This window comes from Desulfitobacterium sp. PCE1 (assembly GCF_000384015.1).
Lineage (GTDB): Bacteria > Bacillota > Desulfitobacteriia > Desulfitobacteriales > Desulfitobacteriaceae > Desulfitobacterium > Desulfitobacterium dehalogenans.
Genome location: NZ_KB913023.1, coordinates 1,852,660 through 1,869,175, shown reverse-complemented (window position 1 = coordinate 1,869,175; position 16,516 = coordinate 1,852,660). Strand labels below are relative to the sequence as shown.

Below are 16,516 nucleotides of genomic sequence, written 5' to 3'. Positions count from 1 at the left end.
GATTACACCTCTTTCTCACGAGAATTGGAGTCTAAAGCACAATCCTTGGGCTTAATCAGCACCGATGGATTTGTAAGCTTTGCAGAGGGCAGAATAGGCAACTCCTGAACAAAGCGGTCGCCATACTTTGCCTTAAGTTCATCTAAGTCCCCAAATTCCAGGCAGCGCATAATACATGCATCCACACAGGCAGGGTTTTCTCCGCTGTCACGAAGGCCCTTGCAGCTGTCGCATTTCCCCACGATGCCGCTTTCTTCAATGAATTGAGGTGCACCATAGGGACAGTTCCAGATGCAATATTTACAGCCGATGCATTTATCCTTATCGTGCTGCACAGTACCATCCTCTGCATAATGCATGGCACCGGTGGGGCACCCCTTGACACATTTGGCCTCGGCACAGTGGTTGCAGGAAGAGGAATAGTTGAAAGCATCAGGTTGTGGATAAACACCGGTCTCAAAATTCTTTACCCGACGGTATAACACGCCAATATCGTTATTATTTTTATCTTTGCAGGCAATCTGGCAAGTGCGACAGCCGATGCAGGCTTCCATATCAAAGTAAAAACCTTTTTTACCCATTTTTCCTTACACCCCTTCCTGGAATACGATTCTTGCTGCTTTTTCTACATCGGGAATGAGTTTGGATTGTGTGTATTTCTCAATCCGGGCAATCCCGGTATTAAACCCTGAAACTCCCTGCCCGGTCGGGATTTGGCCACTGAGGATATTATCCGCGCCACCCACATCGATTCCCGTTTTTTCATCCATATCCACCCAGGCGCCATGAGGCAGAGCAACGACTCCGGGTCTTACTCGTTCTGTAAGGCAGGCATTTCTTAAGATTTTTCCATAGGGACTGGTAATCAGAACCGTATCCCCATCGGCAAGGCCATTGTCCCTGGCATCGTTGGTATTCAGGAAAACAGGATTAGGCCAAGCTTCCTGCAGCCATTTCACATTATCGAAAACGGTGTGGGAACGGCGCAGGTAATGAGGATTGATCACCTGATAGGGATATTCCCCTTTGGCTTTACCCTCCCATTCCTGGAAGGTATCTTCAAATCCCCCGGCAGGTTTGATATAGGATGGAATAGGCTGAATTGTACTAAATCCCATGTCATTGATGGTTTTCGCCAACTTTCGGCTATAGATTTCCAACTTGCCGCTTTCTGAGCTTAAGGGATTATTCTCAGGATCCCGGACAAAATCTTCATAGGCAATATACCCATAATTATCCCCTGGATAGCGTTTAACTTGATATACTCCCTTTTCCTTGAGTTCACGATAAGTGATTTTCCCAGTTTGGGGCTTGCCGGTCACCCCTAACTCATCAATATCTTCCTGGGTTATGGTCACCAGGGGTCCATAAGTCTTCCCATCTTCATTGACTACTGTAGTACTGGTCAAGGCATTAAAGAACTGTTGCTTCTCATCAAAGGGGAAGGCTTCTTTTTCATCGATTCCCAACTTCTTGGCCAGTTCTATGGCGATCCATTGATCACTCCTGGCTTCGTAAAGGGGTTCCGAGATTTGGGAATACATAATAATCATTTCACGGTTGCCGCTGTGCACCAAGGTTCCTCCGGAGAAACCGCCGATTTTCTCCCACTCCGTTGTTACCGGGAGGACAATATCTGCATACTTGGAATTTGTGGTGACGAACTGAGAATGAGAGACAACCAAATCCACCTTGCGATGGGCTTCGATCCCTTTGGTCATCCCATCGTTGGTCTGCAACGTCGCACCGCCTGAATGATAAATGATCCGAATATCGATATCTCTTTCTTCACCAGGTTTGTATTGGTCGGCTGAAGTGAAGTCCCCGCTTCCGGTGAAGTTGTATTTGCCGTTGAGGATCGCGTCCCAGACCTGACCTGCATTAATACAGTCATCTACGGGGTTAGGGATTCCCGGCAGGCCGTTGGAACCGGCACACACCAGAGCCGGGCCGCCATTGCCGGATGTGGCATGCATGGTACTGCCGGTCATATGTCCGGATTTGCCCATATGACCGGTCATGGCTCCGATGGTCATAATCAATTGAGGCAAGTTATCCGAGTTTCTGGTTCTTCCGGAAGCCATCCCGCAGATGAAGGCTACCTTTTTATCTTTTCTGAACTCCAGCGCTAATTTCTCGATCTGGTCTTCAGCCACTCCACAAATTTCACTGGCCCATTCCGGTGTTTTAGGGACACCGTCGTAAGTTCCGAGCACATGGTCTTTGAAATTGCCTTTAGGATCTTCACCTTCCGGCATATGCTCAGCATCAAAGCCAATAGCACACTTATTTAAAAACTCCCAATCAATCAAAGGATTAAGGGTCGGGTGATCTTTGGTAATGAGGACATAGGCAATGGCTAACAGCAAGGCTGCGTCCGTACTTGGTCGGACCGGTACCCACTGTGCACCCAACATAGAATAGGTAGCATTGAAAAAGGGGTCAATCCCGATAAATTTCGCTCCGGCTTTCTTGGCTTGCCTATAGTGCCAACTGGAACTTCCCATCGCGCTCCAGGCCGGATTCATGCTGAGCATGATAATGGTCTCACAGTTCCGCAGATCAAAACGATCATTCACCGTCTGATCCCATACCCCTAATTGCATAAAACCAACGGTTTTAGGAGTCATGGCCCAACTGCCGAAAGAGTTGGTATTCCAGTATTCGCAATATCCCCCATACAATCCCAAGGTTCTTGAGATATCCGTAATTCGGCTGCTCCATCCTCCGATATGCAGAATCGAACGGTTGCCATAGTCTTTTTTCACCCGATTCAATTCATCGGCAATATAAGCCAAGGCTTCATCCCAGCTGATCCGCTCCCATTCATCCTGACCGCGCAGGGATTTATCTCCTCCGCCGGGCTGCCAATGTTTGCGTTTCATGGGGTATTTCAACCGATCCGCGCCAAAGACCTGCTGGCGTTGAGAGCGTCCTCTCAAACAACCTCTCTGTTGTGGGTAGTCTGGGGAATCTTCATGGGTATCATCTGTTTTCTGGCGAATGACTACTCCATCCACCACCAGTGCTTTGTTCAAACATCGTCCACCGCAGTTATGCCAGCAGGCTGCCGAGATCCATTCTCCTTGCTCCTCTCCCACCGCATTAACCTTTCCTCCCGCCGGTGCTAAGACACTCCCGCAACCGGTCAGAGCCAAGCCGGCAGTACCTGCCGCAGTTGCTTTTAAGAAACTCCTGCGGCTTATGGTTTTATCCGTTACTTTTTTAAGAAAACTTGACATAGTACCTTGAACCTCCCTTTTAAATCAGCGTTCCATCATGCCTGAGCGAAATTCCATGCCTCTTCGCAATAAAAAAGGAACATACTTCCTCTTATTTGACGAGAGCCGCTCCCGAATCTATAATCAGTATAGCTTGCCGCCCATTTTGGTCATATGTTCACAAGTACAAAAAAGCCACGCTTTTTTTATTCCGGGATACAGATTAAAGGACTTTACAATAATTCCTTATAGGATCAAAATTAATCTATAATACCATTCTACCCTAACTTTTAAGAGTCGCCTAGAATGAACCCCTGAGCTTTTCCTTGGTAAATCGTGAGAAAGGTGGTCTATATGAACAAGCAATTTTCCGTTCCGGATTATATGCAAGAATTGGTTATGGCTTCAGGACAGGGGTTAGATCTTCTGACCCATACTTTAGCTAAGGTCATTAATCGGCCTGTACTGGTTTCAACCTCTGCTTATAAACTGGTTGCCTCCTCTTCTCACTATGATTGCGAATTCTTTCAAGTTGAACTGGATGACCCTCGGATCCATGACGAAAGCCTTTTTCTCTGTTATATCTCTGCGGGTACTTTTAAGGTACGTGCCATAGGTCGTGCTATTGCTCCCCTTGGCCGTGTCATTGGGTATATTTTCATTCTTAGTAATGAAGATAATCCGGATCGAGAAGCCTTTCAACCCCTGTTGGATTATACATCATCACTCTATGCCGTCCACCTCCAGAGCCGGTTAGAGCTTAAGCAGGAGCAAAGCAAGTTTAAAAATGCCTTTCTCTATGATCTGCTCTACGGAAACCTTAAACGCAGTGAAGATATCATTGCTACCGGCGAAATGTGGGGCTGGAATTTCAGTCGCCCCCATACGGTTATGGTTTTTCTCCTTCCTGATCCGGAGCATCATAATCCGGGGCATCATCTTATGGATTTTCTCTCCCGCATCATAGAACAAATTTTCATCGATAACTATTATAAAAACCCGGCACTCATCCTCCGTCAAAATGAACTGGTGATCCTCGTTCCCCTGCAGGCGGATAAACCTGCTTTACAAAAGGAAGAAATACTTGGTTTTGCTGAAAAAACTTTTTCTCAAATCAGAACCACGGAATTAAATAATCTGGTAACCTGTGGAGTAGGACAGGTTTATTCCGAATCCACCGATCTTTTTCGCAGTTATCAGGAAGCTAAAGTGGCTTTTGAAATGGGAAAGCTATTAGAAATACCTGTTCCCTTCTTCAGTGAACTCGGCTTGGAACGAATCCTGTATAAACATGATCTCCAGGACTTAAAAGAATACTATGTCCATGTTCTGGGGGAATTGCACAAACAAGATGATCCGGAAAGTTCCCTTATAGCCCTCCTGGAGAGCTTTGCCGAGAACCAATTTGACGTGAACAAAACCGCCAAAGCGATCTTCATGCACCCTAATACCTTGCGCTACCGCTTGAATAAAATTGAAAACATCTTAGGTAAGCCTTTGACGGATAACCATACCCGCCTGGATATTATGGCAGCTCTTAAAATTAAACGGCTTCACACTATTGAAAAATTATTGGCTTGACAGGAAACCGCCCTGCTGACCGAAAATCAGCAGGGCGGGCTCACTGTCCATCCTTTCCTGGCTCAAAATGGATGTTGACATTTGTATTCCTCAAAGCCAATTCCAGCTCCCGTTCCATTTCATCGCTCATTTCATGGGTTTCGCGAATGGTCAGACCCTCACTAACCGTAAGATGGCAGTCAATATATTTGATGTTGCCGGATTTTCTGGTACGCAAGTTATGATAATCCAATATTTTGCCATGATAGCTATCCATAATAGTCTTGATCTTCATTTCGTCCTCATCCGACAATTTTGTGTCCAGAAGCGGTTCGAAGGCATTTTTGCAAAGCACAAAGGCTTCCTTTATGATCAGCAGTGCCACCAATATGGCCGCAATCGGGTCAAGTATGTTGATTTTCGTAATCCAGATCAACAGAAGGCCAACCGCGACGCCAAGAGAGGTATACACATCTGTTTTCAGGTGCAGGGCATCTGCCTCCAGCGCTATGGAATCCTCTTCTTTGGCCACCTTGTAGAGAATCCTGGAAACCAGGGTGTTCACAACACCGGAAAACAGCATGACCGCTATAGCCACCCATGTTTGAGAAATTTCCACGGGGTGTTGTATCTTTTTTATGGCCTCAGCTATGATAAGGCAGGCTGCCACAAAAATCAGCAGGCCCTCCAGAACACCTGAAACATTTTCAATTTTCCCGTGACCGTAGGGATGCTTCCGATCAGCAGGCTTTGACGACATCCTCACCGAGAAAAATGCAATGATAGAAGCGATGAGATCCATACCGGAATGTATGGCTTCGGAAATAATACTGATGGATCCGCTTAGCAAACCTGCTGTAACCTTGAGAATGATCAGCACCGAATTCGATACGATGGATAATGCGGCAACCTTTACTTTCCTATTTGCGGTATTCAAGATACCCCTCCTCTTTTTTGGTAAAAAAATACCTGTGGCACAATAATTTTTTCCAATTATAGTCCCACAGGTATTCTTCCTGCTGCCGGTTTCCCAGCCCAGCCCCACCGGCTTTTATACCGATCGCCTGCTCTATTATATTTGTATTTAATTTAATATGTTACTAGTTTAAGGTCCGCCAGCGAATTTGTCAATACCCGGTAAGCATATCTGTAGCTCTTCTATCCTTTTTCTTATGTGGTTAAATGTACTTTATTTTTAGTATCACGTCTTCCGATTTTGCACCATAATTTCTATAGAGCCCACGCTTGCTTCAAAAGGCGGATTCCCTCTTGTATCTGCCCCTCATTCAGCAGGCTGTACCCTGCAAAAAGCATATTGGGGGGGCAGGCTTCTGAAACACTCCAGAACGGGGTTACCGGGTATACCCTGACTCCTGCTTTCTTTGCGGTCAGGATTAACCGGTCGGCATGCACTCCATCCGAAAACTCCAACAAAAAATGCAACCCTGCACCTTGCCCGTGCAGCACGATTTTTGGCCCGAATTGTTTCGACAGCTGCTGGACAAAAACGTCATGCCGTTTTCGATAGACTGCACACATCCGACGCACATGCCGGGTATAATCGCCTGAGCGAAGAAATCTTGCCAGCACTTCCTGTGTCAGCCAAGTAACGGGGCTGCTGTAAGAAGAAAACATCTGATGGTAGGCCCCAAGTAAATGTTTGGGGACTACCATGTAATTGATGCGCAATGATGGAGAAAGAGATTTGGAAAAGGTGCCGATATAAATAACACGGTCATTGCCATCGATGGACTGCAGGGATGGTACCGGATTTGCATCGTACCTGTATTCGCTGTCATAATCGTCTTCAATGATATAAGCATTTTCTTCCGCTGCCCATTCCAGCAATTCCCGTCGTTTGGAAATCGGCAGGACGGTTCCATAAGGAAACTGATGGGACGGTGTTACATAAACAGCAGGGAGAGGTTCCCCTGTTTATCCTGATATTGGGTCATATGAGATGACGATTGGAGTAACGCCAGCACCCCCAGCAGATGCTTTTTCCAGGCAGCTTTGGGAAAGCACTCATCAGGGAAGCTTCCGTATTGAAAATCACAGGGAAGCTTTCCATCTTCTTTCTTGTGAACCGAATTATCTGACACCCCAGAAGACAAATGTTGAAATTCACCGCTCCTTTTAGAATCTCTAATGCTTTCTATGGCAAAACCCGCACCTTTTCAAGGGCAGATATACCCCTCCACCGGTTTTAGGACTTTACGAACTATAGTTCCATAGAGATATGGCTTAGAAAAAGTCGGTGCATCTTGATTCATTTTGGCTAAGGGTGCATTTATTCGTGGTGTAAAAAGTGTCTGCCAAGATATACCCTCTTTTTGTGCCTGTACTCGTACTATATTCGATAAACACGAAACCCGATACATTGGGAATAAGCACAGTAATATTCTCATCAGCCGAAACAGAACCCATTGTAGTGTAATCTTTTCCTGGTCCACCATAAACGGGTTGGCCTGAAGTCATTCTGCCTAAAACGCCCGAACTAAAAGCCTTGGAGCAGGGGCTGTCGGGTTTCCTCCAGGAAGGTATGCCCTCTTTCGTTTAGTCCCTGAAGGATATTCAATAAATTTCCAGCCATATTCCTCCCATAAGACATCATAAGGATCCGTATCATCCGGATAGCCAACATAAGCATAGGCTTTATTCCCAGGGCCACCATATAGGTTTGTAGGCATTCAATCGCCTTCTTTCTTTAGTGAGTTTTTCAGGGCAAGTTGATAAGCAATAAAAAAGGGACCGAAGAAACTCGTGGTTTCATCCATCCCCTTATCACTATGTGCCAAGTATTTTTATAGAATCAATTTTGTCATTTCAATCAGATATGTATTTACAACCAATAGGTTCCCCTGTTACGGCATCAACATAAATGCATAAAAAGCTGCTTACGTCTCCAACATCTTGAAACCATACATTATATTTAAGAATGCCTTTAAGATCCAGCTTATTTTCAAAATCATCTAAAGCAGTGACATACGTTGGATTGTCATTTGTTAATTCAGTACTACGGCATTTGATATTCTCCGGCTCAGCATTCTGCCAGTAGGGTATAGTATTTTTTGCCTTCTTCGCCGCTTCAAAAGCTATTTTTTCCGCCTTCGCTGCCGTAATCTTAGCAAGAGATTCAAGGCCACTATCCGGTTTGCTATAGTTTTCATTCTCCACCGGTTTATATCCGCATTCGCCAATGACATCTCCAGTTATTGCATCAAGATAAACATATAAGAAACTACTCTTATCACCGATATCCTGAAACATAACTGAATACATTTCATCTATATCTGGTTTCTGTTTCTTATTATAATTATCTAAAGAGAATAATTGATCGGGTATCTCAGTTATTAAACTAGTGCCACGACGCATGATTTGTTCACCTTTCCAGCCCGGTACAGTAACCTTTGCTTTTACTGCAGCTTCATAGGCGATTTTTTCCGCTTCCATTTTTGATATTTTATCTAGTTTACCAGTTATTTCAGTGTCTTGGCTGTTTTCAATTCTATCAAACATACCATTATTGGTTATATTTGCGCCATCCGTCACTGTTGGCTGGCAACCTAATACTATTAAAGGCTGAAAAAAAATTGAAAAACCTACTAGAAGCTAAATTTATCCCTCCGATTGATGCAATACTTTTGTCTTTAGCATTTTCTCTATTGAAAAGGTAAAATAATTACCATGAATTTGCAAGATAAATATTGGAGCCCAAAGTAACAGTACGGAAGTTTGACTGTCTCGCTTTTTACGCACCATAAAAGTATTAGAAAGAACGACCCGAAGGTCGTTCCCTATGCCAATTAGCAAATTAATAGTTGCGCAGTTGAACGTAATACATGGCTTCATTACCTTGAGCCCAATTCGTATTAACATAACACTTTCTCGAAACGAATGAGGCATCATATCCTAAACTTGGGTAATAATAGCCACGAATCTGAACCATACTCCCTTGATCGAACGCACAAAGTGCAGTCGCATAGTTACTGTCATAGGGGTCACCCTCTGCGACAAGTGCAACTCCTTTTGGAATATCCGGGCCAGCAGTCGAGGTTCTTGAGATGTTTGCCCAAGCCGTCAATGCAACCCTTGTAATCGCTTTCGTGTCCTGATTCCTTACTACACGCATATCTGCGTCCCATACCCAACCTTCAATCATTCCTGATCCGATCTTTCCTGCGATACCTTGTCGGAAGTTATTATAAGGTGACCTCGCTGTAACAATCGCTTCGTTTACTGCCATATTCATTAAAACTGTGTTTAATAAATTAGGGCCATTACGCATAGGCGTAGGGACCATAATTCGTTGAACATGAAGGCCTTCGTAGGAACTTAAACTCATCTTTATTACCCCCTTCTGATTTAATCTATGAAGGCGGCCAAAGTTGTCCCTGTTTTTAGGACAAAATTATTATACAGCTGTATATTCAACACCTTAGAAGAGCAACTTTATTTCATAAAAGAAGCCAATGCACTAAGCCCTGGATACAGCATGATGAATTTTTATTCAAGGATGCGTTGTGGTTAGCTTAGCGTTTTTGGCATCTAAGGTGATAAGTTTACCATCACGCCGAACGACAACATTGTCTATATATTCCTCATCAATACTAATGTCTTTGTATTGAATAATTCGTTCTTCATGATAATTACCGTTTTCATAATTAAGGGTTACACCCGTCCCTTTTGAACCTGCCATATCGTAAACTTTGCCTGTGCTTCCCGTTACACTGACAATCTCATCCCGATCACGGACCAATGTATTGTCAGTTTCGCCGTTACTGCGGGCGATAACATGGACATCCAAGGCTTTTAATCCTTCTGGGCGGAATCCTTCATGGAAAGTTATTTCATAAACGAATATCCTTGGAGGATTTTTGATACTGGGGTGATAATTGCCATCGTTCGGGTCGAATTCATAACTATCATCGGTTGGCGTAACATCATCAGGGAGTGGGTTTAAAGGTATATACCCTTTCACTTTTCCTGTTAACCCTTGTGGTGGTTGTGTCTTCTGCGATGCAAATTCCGCTTGTTCAAAAACGGGGGCACTATCACGAGCTAATGAAGCTCCGATCGGTACCTTAGCAGGTGCATTTTCTGCCTCTTTTACAGCAGTTTGAACTTGCACATCTTTAAACGGTTCTTGAACCGCTTGATCGGATGTCTCGAAGTAAGATGTCTTGCTAAGTGCGTTAAGTCCAATTCCGCTACCAATGATTAAAATCGCTCCAAATATAGCTATATAAACCTTTTTCATAAAACCTCCGTTCCGGTACCACCGCAAGTAGCACAATAATAGTTAAAAATGTTTATTTTTGTATTCTACGGAAAGGGTGCTGACTCCTGCAAGATTTAAAATTAAGTTCCAGCTTCCATTTAGGTAGATTATTAGAAACTTCCTAATCGCAATGGATGATATATGGTTAAGTATGCTTTTTTAATTTCTATAGAGCCCACGCTTGCTTCAAAAGGCGGATTCCCCCTTGTATCTGCCCCTCATTCAGCAGGCTGTACCCTGCAAAAAGCATATTGGGGGGGCAGGCTTCTGAAACACTCCAGAACGGGGTTACCGGGTATACCCTGACTCCTGCTTTCTTTGCGGTCAGGATTAACCGGTCGGCATGCACTCCATCCGAAAACTCCAACAAAAAATGCAACCCTGCACCTTGCCCGTGCAGCACGATTTTTGGCCCGAATTGTTTCGACAGCTGCTGGACAAAAATGTCATGCCGTTTTCGATAGACTGCACACATCCGGCGCACATGCCGGGTATAATCGCCAGAGCGAAGAAATCTTGCCAGCACTTCCTGTGTCAGCCAAGTAACGGGGCTGCTGTAAGAAGAAAACATCTGATGGTAGGCCCCAAGTAAATGTTTGGGGACTACCATGTAATTGATGCGCAATGATGGAGAAAGAGATTTGGAAAAGGTGCCGATATAAATAACACGGTCATTACCATCGATGGACTGCAGGGAGGGTACCGGATTTGCATCGTACCTGTATTCGCTGTCATAATCGTCTTCAATGATATAAGCGTTTTCTTCCGCTGCCCATTCCAGCAATTCCCGTCGTTTGGAAATCGGCAGGACGGTTCCATAAGGAAACTGATGGGACGGTGTTACATAAACAGCAGGGACATCCAATGTTTTTAGCCCTGAGAAGTCAAGTCCGTCTTGTGTAGATGGAATATGGCGTATCAAAAACCCATTGTTTTGAAATACCTCTTTGGCTCCGTTATATCCCGGTTCCTCCATGGCAATCCTCTTATGGCTTGCAAACAGCTTACATAAACTATCCAGCGAATAATGCAGACCACAGCCGATGAGGATCTGGGCTTCTGTACAAACCACCCCGCGGGTCTGGTACAAATAGTTCCGAAGTTCACAGCGCAGGGAACGGTTCCCCTGTTTATCCTGATACTGCGTCATATAAGATGACGAATCGGGTGAGGATAGCACCTCCAGCATATACTTTTTCCATGCCGCTTTAGGAAAGCACTCGTCAGGAAAACTTCCATATTGAAAATCATAGGGAAGGTTTCTCTCTTCTGTCTCGTGACCTGAATCATCAGTCACCGCACAGGACAAATTTTGAATTTCACCGCTCCTTTTAGAATCTCTGATGCTTTCTATGGCAAAACCCGCACCTTTTCGAGGGCAAATATACCCCTCCACCGCTAGTTGTGTATAGGCCTTATCCACGGTATTACGCGCGACACCTAACGTCTTTGATAAAGTTCGGATTCCGGGCAGCAGCGTCCCCGGGGAAAGATTTCCGGAAATTATGTCCTCTTGTATTTGCCTGTAAATCTGTTCATATAAAGGTGTGTCCATTTCTTTGTCAATATAAATCATTGTTCATACATCCCTCATTCAGTGTACCCATAATTATATGCTAGAAGTGTACCTTTTGACAGGTACACTTCTAGCATATAATAAAAGCATATGGTTAGCAATCGGAAAAACCGGGGGCATCCTTATGTATAAAAATTAGGAGGAATGATGTATGCAAAACAGGATGAAACACTTTCAATTAACAAAAGAGGAGATTGACGCACTCCTGCAAAGAGCGGATATTGGACGCTTCGGAACAGTTCGCGGGGACGGATATCCTTATGTCACTGCCATGCATTTTCTATACTATAACGGAACTATTTATATGCACGGACTGCCCAAGGGATTAAAGATTGACAATGTGAAGGATAATCCAAAGGTTTGCTTTGAAGTGGATGAGTTGTTGGGATTGCAGCCGGGTGAAGGGATGGCCTGCGATACAGAGGCCATTTACAACAGCGTGGTGGTGATAGGAACTGCACATATTCTGGAAGATATCCCCTATAAACGTGAGGTTCTGAACAGATTGGTTGAAAAATACACACCGCAGTTTGCTGGTAAGGAGCTTCCGGAAAATATGGTGAAAGGTACTGCGGTGATTGAACTACAGATTAAGGAATGTACCGGAAAATATCATAAATGAGTCTTTCGAGAGTTCTGCCCCCAAGCCAGAGCCTTAGACTATTTAAATGGTATTATTCCCGGGCTTGACGATTATCGGATTGGTTACGCCGTTTTTCCGCAAATGTTTAGTTAAGTTCTCAAGTTGAAGCTTCAGGAGTTCCTCATCATTGCTGTAATGAATGATTTTCTCAGCCAGTCCGCTAATGGGTTTACCTGATACCGGCAGGGTGCAAAAGCTGCGAATGGAGGTAAAAAAGTTAGCCCCGTCTCCGGCCTGTTCATAAGTCAAAAGAACATAATTCCCCTTGCTGTCCTTTTTATAGGTGTGGGCGGAGGGAATCACACTGCCCCCTACCTCTCTGACTCCATCATTATAGATGGTATAAGTGGAACTATAGGTCGTCACAAAGACTTTAAGGAACTCCCCTTCCTCATAGCTGCCGAAGATTTTCGGCGCAACCACCGTAAACCCTCGCTGGGGTTGGGAATTTCTTTCGGTTTCCGTGGTATAAACCAGCTTTTCCACCTTGTCCTCTCCCTCATAGGCATAATCCGGGAGCATAATCCTTTTCTGCTTGGATAAGGCCTCATACCATTCCTGAGGAGAAAGAGATTCATCAGTAATGCCATTGCGCTCTCTCAAGATATCCTTGCACAGTTCCATCATAATATGTCCTCTTAAGCCCTCCCCCTTCCCTTGCTCAAACTGGTTCAACATGTATTGCAAAGCCTCTTCACCTCCATATTTCAGGATTTTTTTATACTCATCCTGATGGGCACGGATGTAATCTTGTGGATTGGAGGAGCTTAGGGGAGAAGACATGATGATCTTAAGGTTTTCTTCCAGATCATAGGCGGCTCTTGCCTGGGACCTATCCCCGGCTTTTTTAAACAGGTCGATGATTGCCTGGGCCGTATCCGGGCTGATTTTATTGATGCGTTCATAGGGTTTTTCAATAGCGTAGTTCTTTCCATCCTCAGTGTAGAGGAAATAAGTATAGGCAGCATTCGGGCCTTCCAAAACGATTCGCATATAATCGGCCACAGCCGGCGTATCATTCACACTGGAGTATCTTAAGAGAAAAGGAGAATTCTCTTCTTCCTGGGCCAGATGTACCACCATCTCCAAAATAGTGCTGTCTATGCTGGTCACGGAAGCGACCTCTTCTCCTTTTTCCCACTTTGACATGGTCAGGCTTTGGATCTTGGGATAGGCAAGCAGGGCTATTTTCTGAACAACTTGGAAATCTTGCTTGGGAATGGCATAGTAACGATAGTGATCACCGGATTGAATCATAGCTAGAGTCGGTTCTTCGTCAAAAAAGCGAATCTCGTTATCCCCATTCACATGAATAGTGATGGAGGGTGTAAGGTCATAGGGCGAGGAGACTTCCTTTTTCCTCCAATCATCCGCAGCCGAGGACAGCCATTTTCCCAACTCCGCACTGGACACTATGATGGGATAAGAATACCCCGCTTCGCTAATCTGTACCCCTTCTCCTTGCATAAGCAGGGATGCCAGGTTATTCGGATTGAGGAAGGACAGATCCGGTTCCTGATCGGCAGGATTGGCTACCAAAGTGAAGACCATAGCGCCCACGACAATGACCAAAGCGATCAGAACCCAAAACCTGGGCTTCTTATAATTAAGTATATTTTTAATCCTTGTTTTCACATGAAGCTCCCCAAAGGCCAGAGGGTTTATGGTGAAAAGTCCGTTTCTTTTTACGGAAAGAGCCAGCAAAGAGCTGGAGTAGCCTCTCTTCGCTTCCTCGCCCATCTTCCTGAGTACGCTTTCATCACAAGACATTTCCATATCCCGGCTCATGAGGACAAAAGACAGCCAGACCAGGGGATTAAACCAATGAAGAATGAGGGCAAAAAAAGCAAGAGGCTTCAGGAGATAGTCTCTTCTTTTAATATGGGTTTCCTCATGAGCCAGGATATAATCCAGATCAGCCCCGGCTACACCCAGAGGCACATAAATCTTCGGACGGATAAACCCGCACACAAAGGCTGTCGTAAGCCGATCGGATTCATAAATAGTGTCTTTAACCAGGGTAGCCGTTTGCAGCAGCCGTTTTGTCCTTATATAGGAAATGATACTGTAAGACATCAGTGCCACAATACCTGCCAACCAGAGCAAGCTCAAGATATCCATCCCGGCTGGCGTCGGGCTTAAGCTTGCCATGGATGGGATCTGGGGCAAGGAGGCATTGACCCCAGGCTCGAAACCGGCACTGCCGGACGGGATGGTGGGCTGCGGCGTCATCGCATTATGTTGAGGAACATAGTCCAACACGTCGGCACCGCTTTGCAAATTCCTGTCGATTAGCCCTAAAAAGCTAAAGTCTGAAGTCAGGGATAAGGGACAAAGAAGCCGAAACAAAACAACCGACCACAAGACATAGGAGAAAATTTTCGGGGCCTTTCTCAAAAAGAAGCGAATCAGTATGACGACTACGGCAACATAGGACGCCGTAATGCTCATGTTCAGAACGGTTGTCAATGTACCCTGTAAACTGCTCATTTCGTCGCCTCCTCGATCATCTTCTTCATTTCCTCGGCCTCCTGCCGGGAGAGTTTCCTATCCTTGAGGAAGGTGGCTAAAAAAGCGGGAAGGGAATTATCAAAGGACTTTTCCAAGAGCACCTCGCTTTCGTACTTTTGGACTTGTTCCCGCTTGACGATGGTGGTCACCGTAGCGTTTTCATTTTTTAATAATCCCCGCTCGGAAAGCTTACGCAGCATGGTGTAGGTGGTCGGCTTTTTCCAGCCCAGCTTATCCCGGCAGACTTTAGTCAGTTCCGTTGAGTTGATAGGCTCAAGGCCCCAAATAATATCGAGGAATTTATACTCCGCATCAAACAGCTTAAATTCTTCCACAGTTTACACCCTCCCTGTCCATGAGTTAAGTATATAGGTTTATCAGAATAAACCTATGATAAGTTTATCCCGATAAACCTATACTGTCAATACTTTCTATTCTGAAAAGGGCCGAAGGTAATTCTCCAGGATTTTGCTTTCGGCGTTCACTCCATTAGCTGCGCGGAGCAATCTAATCACTCAAGACCTACGCTGCGTCGGGTCCACCTGCGCCGCTAAGCAGTCTCTGTGGCATTGCGGCTTGGGCGAAACCCTCGCCCGGGTTTCGTGCCCAAATCGCTCCTCGAAAGCACTGCTTTCGCACTTGTTCTCAATGGGCGGTTGGAAACGTCCTGTTTCCAACCCGACTCCGCTGCAGTCTTTTCGCGAAGATTGCTTGCCTGCTCGCTTAGAATCCGTTCTCTGCCTTAAAGCAAAATCCTTGGGCTATCTTTCGGGCTTGAACGGTGTGGATGTAGGATAAAGCTATACGACCCGGACAATATTCTTCATCCTTTAACTTCCATAACTTATCCAAATAACCCATCTTATGTATGGACTTTATCTCTTGTCTTCTTATATACTATAAGTGAACAAGAGAACTACAAGTTACTTAACTATCACTGCCTCATTGGTAGTATCGGTAATATTTTTCCAAGCAGAAAAGGAAGAATAAACACCATTCGTATCAGAGGTGAAACGTATGTCTATTCTCCATCGATACAAACATCGGCTATTGGTCGTCGATATTCAAAAGACCTACTCTCGCTTTTATAATCTTAATTATCTGCTTAAAGTAAAACGCTTTCTGGCTAATCACTCCTTTGAGGACATAAGGATGCTGATTGATGTATTTGAGGAAATTTACTCAGGGGAATTCATCCCCTCTTTCATCGACAAAAGCTTAACCGGTGAGCCGATTTTTAAACAGTATTGTACTGATTTTGCCATGAACCTCTTGGAAGAAGAGGGAATCGATGTGGCAGAGTTTAAGCAGGAATTACTCAATAATCACTGCATCCTGCCCTTTCATGATGGATTAATGGCACTCATCGAACCCAGCTTTATACCCGATTATAAAGTCTGTCATTCGGACAATCTTCAAGAGTACTTACTGGAGTACCTCCCCCCAGCCTTCAAAGACTATCTTCATTCATGTCAGGGATCTAAAGTACATATCATCGGTGGAGGTTATGGGGAGTGTGTCTATATAACGAAGCAGATTCTCGATTTATTGAATATCCGCAACTGCATTCATTCAAACTATTGTTACGAAATGAATCCTTATAGTTCCTTATCCTATCCTCCGCTGGACAAGGGGACCAAAGAAGTCAATTGGTCCTTTAAACGGAATGATTTTCTTTTCTAGGACTAAAAATTGTTGGCCTATGGCATAAGTTAAGCCCTCGG

The 16,516-nt window shown here is 44.7% G+C and carries 14 protein-coding genes and 1 riboswitch; of the genes, 3 read left to right on the top strand and 11 right to left on the bottom strand.

Translation table 11 applies throughout. The features are described from left to right. Positions 1-2 precede the first annotated feature (2 nt). Together DESPCE1_RS0109285 and DESPCE1_RS0109280 are read right to left on the bottom strand one after the other, a co-directional pair. Positions 3-581: a 4Fe-4S dicluster domain-containing protein gene (locus DESPCE1_RS0109285; protein WP_019850294.1), complete on the bottom strand. Its 579-nt coding sequence runs from the start codon at positions 579-581 to the stop codon at positions 3-5. 6 nt (positions 582-587) lie between these two features. Further along, positions 588-3,242: a molybdopterin-dependent oxidoreductase gene (locus tag DESPCE1_RS0109280; protein WP_019850293.1), complete on the bottom strand. Its 2,655-nt coding sequence runs from the start codon at positions 3,240-3,242 to the stop codon at positions 588-590. A gap of 333 nt (positions 3,243-3,575) precedes the next feature. On the opposite strand from DESPCE1_RS0109280, the gene DESPCE1_RS0109275 reads away from it, so the two are divergent. After that, entirely contained in the window at positions 3,576-4,802 is a 1,227-nt protein-coding gene (locus DESPCE1_RS0109275; RefSeq protein ID WP_019850292.1) for a CdaR family transcriptional regulator, read from the top strand. 40 nt (positions 4,803-4,842) lie between these two features. Here the strand turns inward: DESPCE1_RS0109275 and DESPCE1_RS0109270 are convergent, their stop codons facing one another. The 7 genes from DESPCE1_RS0109270 to DESPCE1_RS0109240 all read right to left on the bottom strand — a co-directional run bounded on the left by DESPCE1_RS0109270 (position 4,843) and on the right by DESPCE1_RS0109240 (position 11,638). Then, positions 4,843-5,718, bottom strand: a complete 876-nt coding sequence (locus tag DESPCE1_RS0109270) for a cation diffusion facilitator family transporter (protein ID WP_019850291.1) — start codon at positions 5,716-5,718, stop codon at positions 4,843-4,845. A 57-nt stretch (positions 5,719-5,775) separates the two neighbouring features. Continuing rightward, positions 5,776-5,863: riboswitch (NiCo riboswitch) on the bottom strand. A 148-nt stretch (positions 5,864-6,011) separates the two neighbouring features. Then, the gene (locus DESPCE1_RS23735) at positions 6,012-6,629 is read right to left on the bottom strand and encodes a PLP-dependent aminotransferase family protein (protein WP_019850290.1); all 618 of its coding nucleotides are present in this window, start codon (positions 6,627-6,629) and stop codon (positions 6,012-6,014) included. A gap of 635 nt (positions 6,630-7,264) precedes the next feature. After that, positions 7,265-7,471, bottom strand: a complete 207-nt coding sequence (locus DESPCE1_RS0109260; RefSeq protein ID WP_019850288.1) for a hypothetical protein — start codon at positions 7,469-7,471, stop codon at positions 7,265-7,267. 136 nt (positions 7,472-7,607) lie between these two features. Next, a complete protein-coding gene (locus DESPCE1_RS0109255) occupies positions 7,608-8,333 on the bottom strand; it encodes a hypothetical protein (protein ID WP_019850287.1) in 726 nt (241 codons plus the stop codon). A gap of 262 nt (positions 8,334-8,595) precedes the next feature. Then, on the bottom strand, positions 8,596-9,126 hold the full coding sequence (locus DESPCE1_RS0109250) for a hypothetical protein (protein WP_019850286.1): 531 nt from the start codon (positions 9,124-9,126) through the stop codon (positions 8,596-8,598). A 165-nt stretch (positions 9,127-9,291) separates the two neighbouring features. Further along, positions 9,292-10,041 carry a hypothetical protein gene (locus tag DESPCE1_RS0109245; RefSeq protein ID WP_019850285.1) on the bottom strand — a complete coding sequence of 250 codons (750 nt, stop codon included), beginning with the start codon at positions 10,039-10,041 and terminating at the stop codon, positions 9,292-9,294. Positions 10,042-10,228: 187 nt separating this feature from the next. After that, a complete protein-coding gene (locus DESPCE1_RS0109240) occupies positions 10,229-11,638 on the bottom strand; it encodes a PLP-dependent aminotransferase family protein (protein ID WP_019850284.1) in 1,410 nt (469 codons plus the stop codon). Positions 11,639-11,789: 151 nt separating this feature from the next. Here DESPCE1_RS0109240 and DESPCE1_RS0109235 point away from each other — a divergent pair, with 151 nt between their 5' ends. Next, positions 11,790-12,260: a pyridoxamine 5'-phosphate oxidase family protein gene (locus DESPCE1_RS0109235; RefSeq protein ID WP_019850283.1), complete on the top strand. Its 471-nt coding sequence runs from the start codon at positions 11,790-11,792 to the stop codon at positions 12,258-12,260. A gap of 42 nt (positions 12,261-12,302) precedes the next feature. Here the strand turns inward: DESPCE1_RS0109235 and DESPCE1_RS0109230 are convergent, their stop codons facing one another. Next, complete coding sequence (locus tag DESPCE1_RS0109230) at positions 12,303-14,771, bottom strand: DUF5301 domain-containing protein (RefSeq protein ID WP_019850282.1); 2,469 nt, start codon at positions 14,769-14,771, stop codon at positions 12,303-12,305. Beyond that, on the bottom strand, positions 14,768-15,127 hold the full coding sequence (locus DESPCE1_RS0109225) for a BlaI/MecI/CopY family transcriptional regulator (RefSeq protein ID WP_014793743.1): 360 nt from the start codon (positions 15,125-15,127) through the stop codon (positions 14,768-14,770). Before DESPCE1_RS0109225 ends, DESPCE1_RS0109230 begins: the two co-directional genes overlap by 4 nt. Before the next feature lie 682 nt (positions 15,128-15,809). Between DESPCE1_RS0109225 and DESPCE1_RS0109220 the strand changes: the two genes are divergently transcribed. Next, positions 15,810-16,475 carry a hypothetical protein gene (locus DESPCE1_RS0109220; protein WP_019850281.1) on the top strand — a complete coding sequence of 222 codons (666 nt, stop codon included), beginning with the start codon at positions 15,810-15,812 and terminating at the stop codon, positions 16,473-16,475. Positions 16,476-16,516 lie beyond the last annotated feature (41 nt).

Excerpts from the sequence above, each read along its gene's own strand:
- DESPCE1_RS0109220 (WP_019850281.1), top strand. The coding sequence starts at position 15,810 with ATGTCTATTCTCCATCGATACAAACATCGGCTATTGGTCGTCGATATT.
- DESPCE1_RS0109285 (WP_019850294.1), bottom strand. The coding sequence starts at position 581 with ATGGGTAAAAAAGGTTTTTACTTTGATATGGAAGCCTGCATCGGCTGT.
- DESPCE1_RS0109250 (WP_019850286.1), bottom strand. The coding sequence starts at position 9,126 with ATGAGTTTAAGTTCCTACGAAGGCCTTCATGTTCAACGAATTATGGTC.
- DESPCE1_RS0109275 (WP_019850292.1), top strand. The coding sequence starts at position 3,576 with ATGAACAAGCAATTTTCCGTTCCGGATTATATGCAAGAATTGGTTATG.
- DESPCE1_RS0109240 (WP_019850284.1), bottom strand. The coding sequence starts at position 11,638 with ATGATTTATATTGACAAAGAAATGGACACACCTTTATATGAACAGATT.
- DESPCE1_RS0109260 (WP_019850288.1), bottom strand. The coding sequence starts at position 7,471 with ATGCCTACAAACCTATATGGTGGCCCTGGGAATAAAGCCTATGCTTAT.
- DESPCE1_RS0109230 (WP_019850282.1), bottom strand. The coding sequence starts at position 14,771 with ATGAGCAGTTTACAGGGTACATTGACAACCGTTCTGAACATGAGCATT.
- DESPCE1_RS0109280 (WP_019850293.1), bottom strand. The coding sequence starts at position 3,242 with ATGTCAAGTTTTCTTAAAAAAGTAACGGATAAAACCATAAGCCGCAGG.
- DESPCE1_RS0109235 (WP_019850283.1), top strand. The coding sequence starts at position 11,790 with ATGCAAAACAGGATGAAACACTTTCAATTAACAAAAGAGGAGATTGAC.
- DESPCE1_RS0109245 (WP_019850285.1), bottom strand. The coding sequence starts at position 10,041 with ATGAAAAAGGTTTATATAGCTATATTTGGAGCGATTTTAATCATTGGT.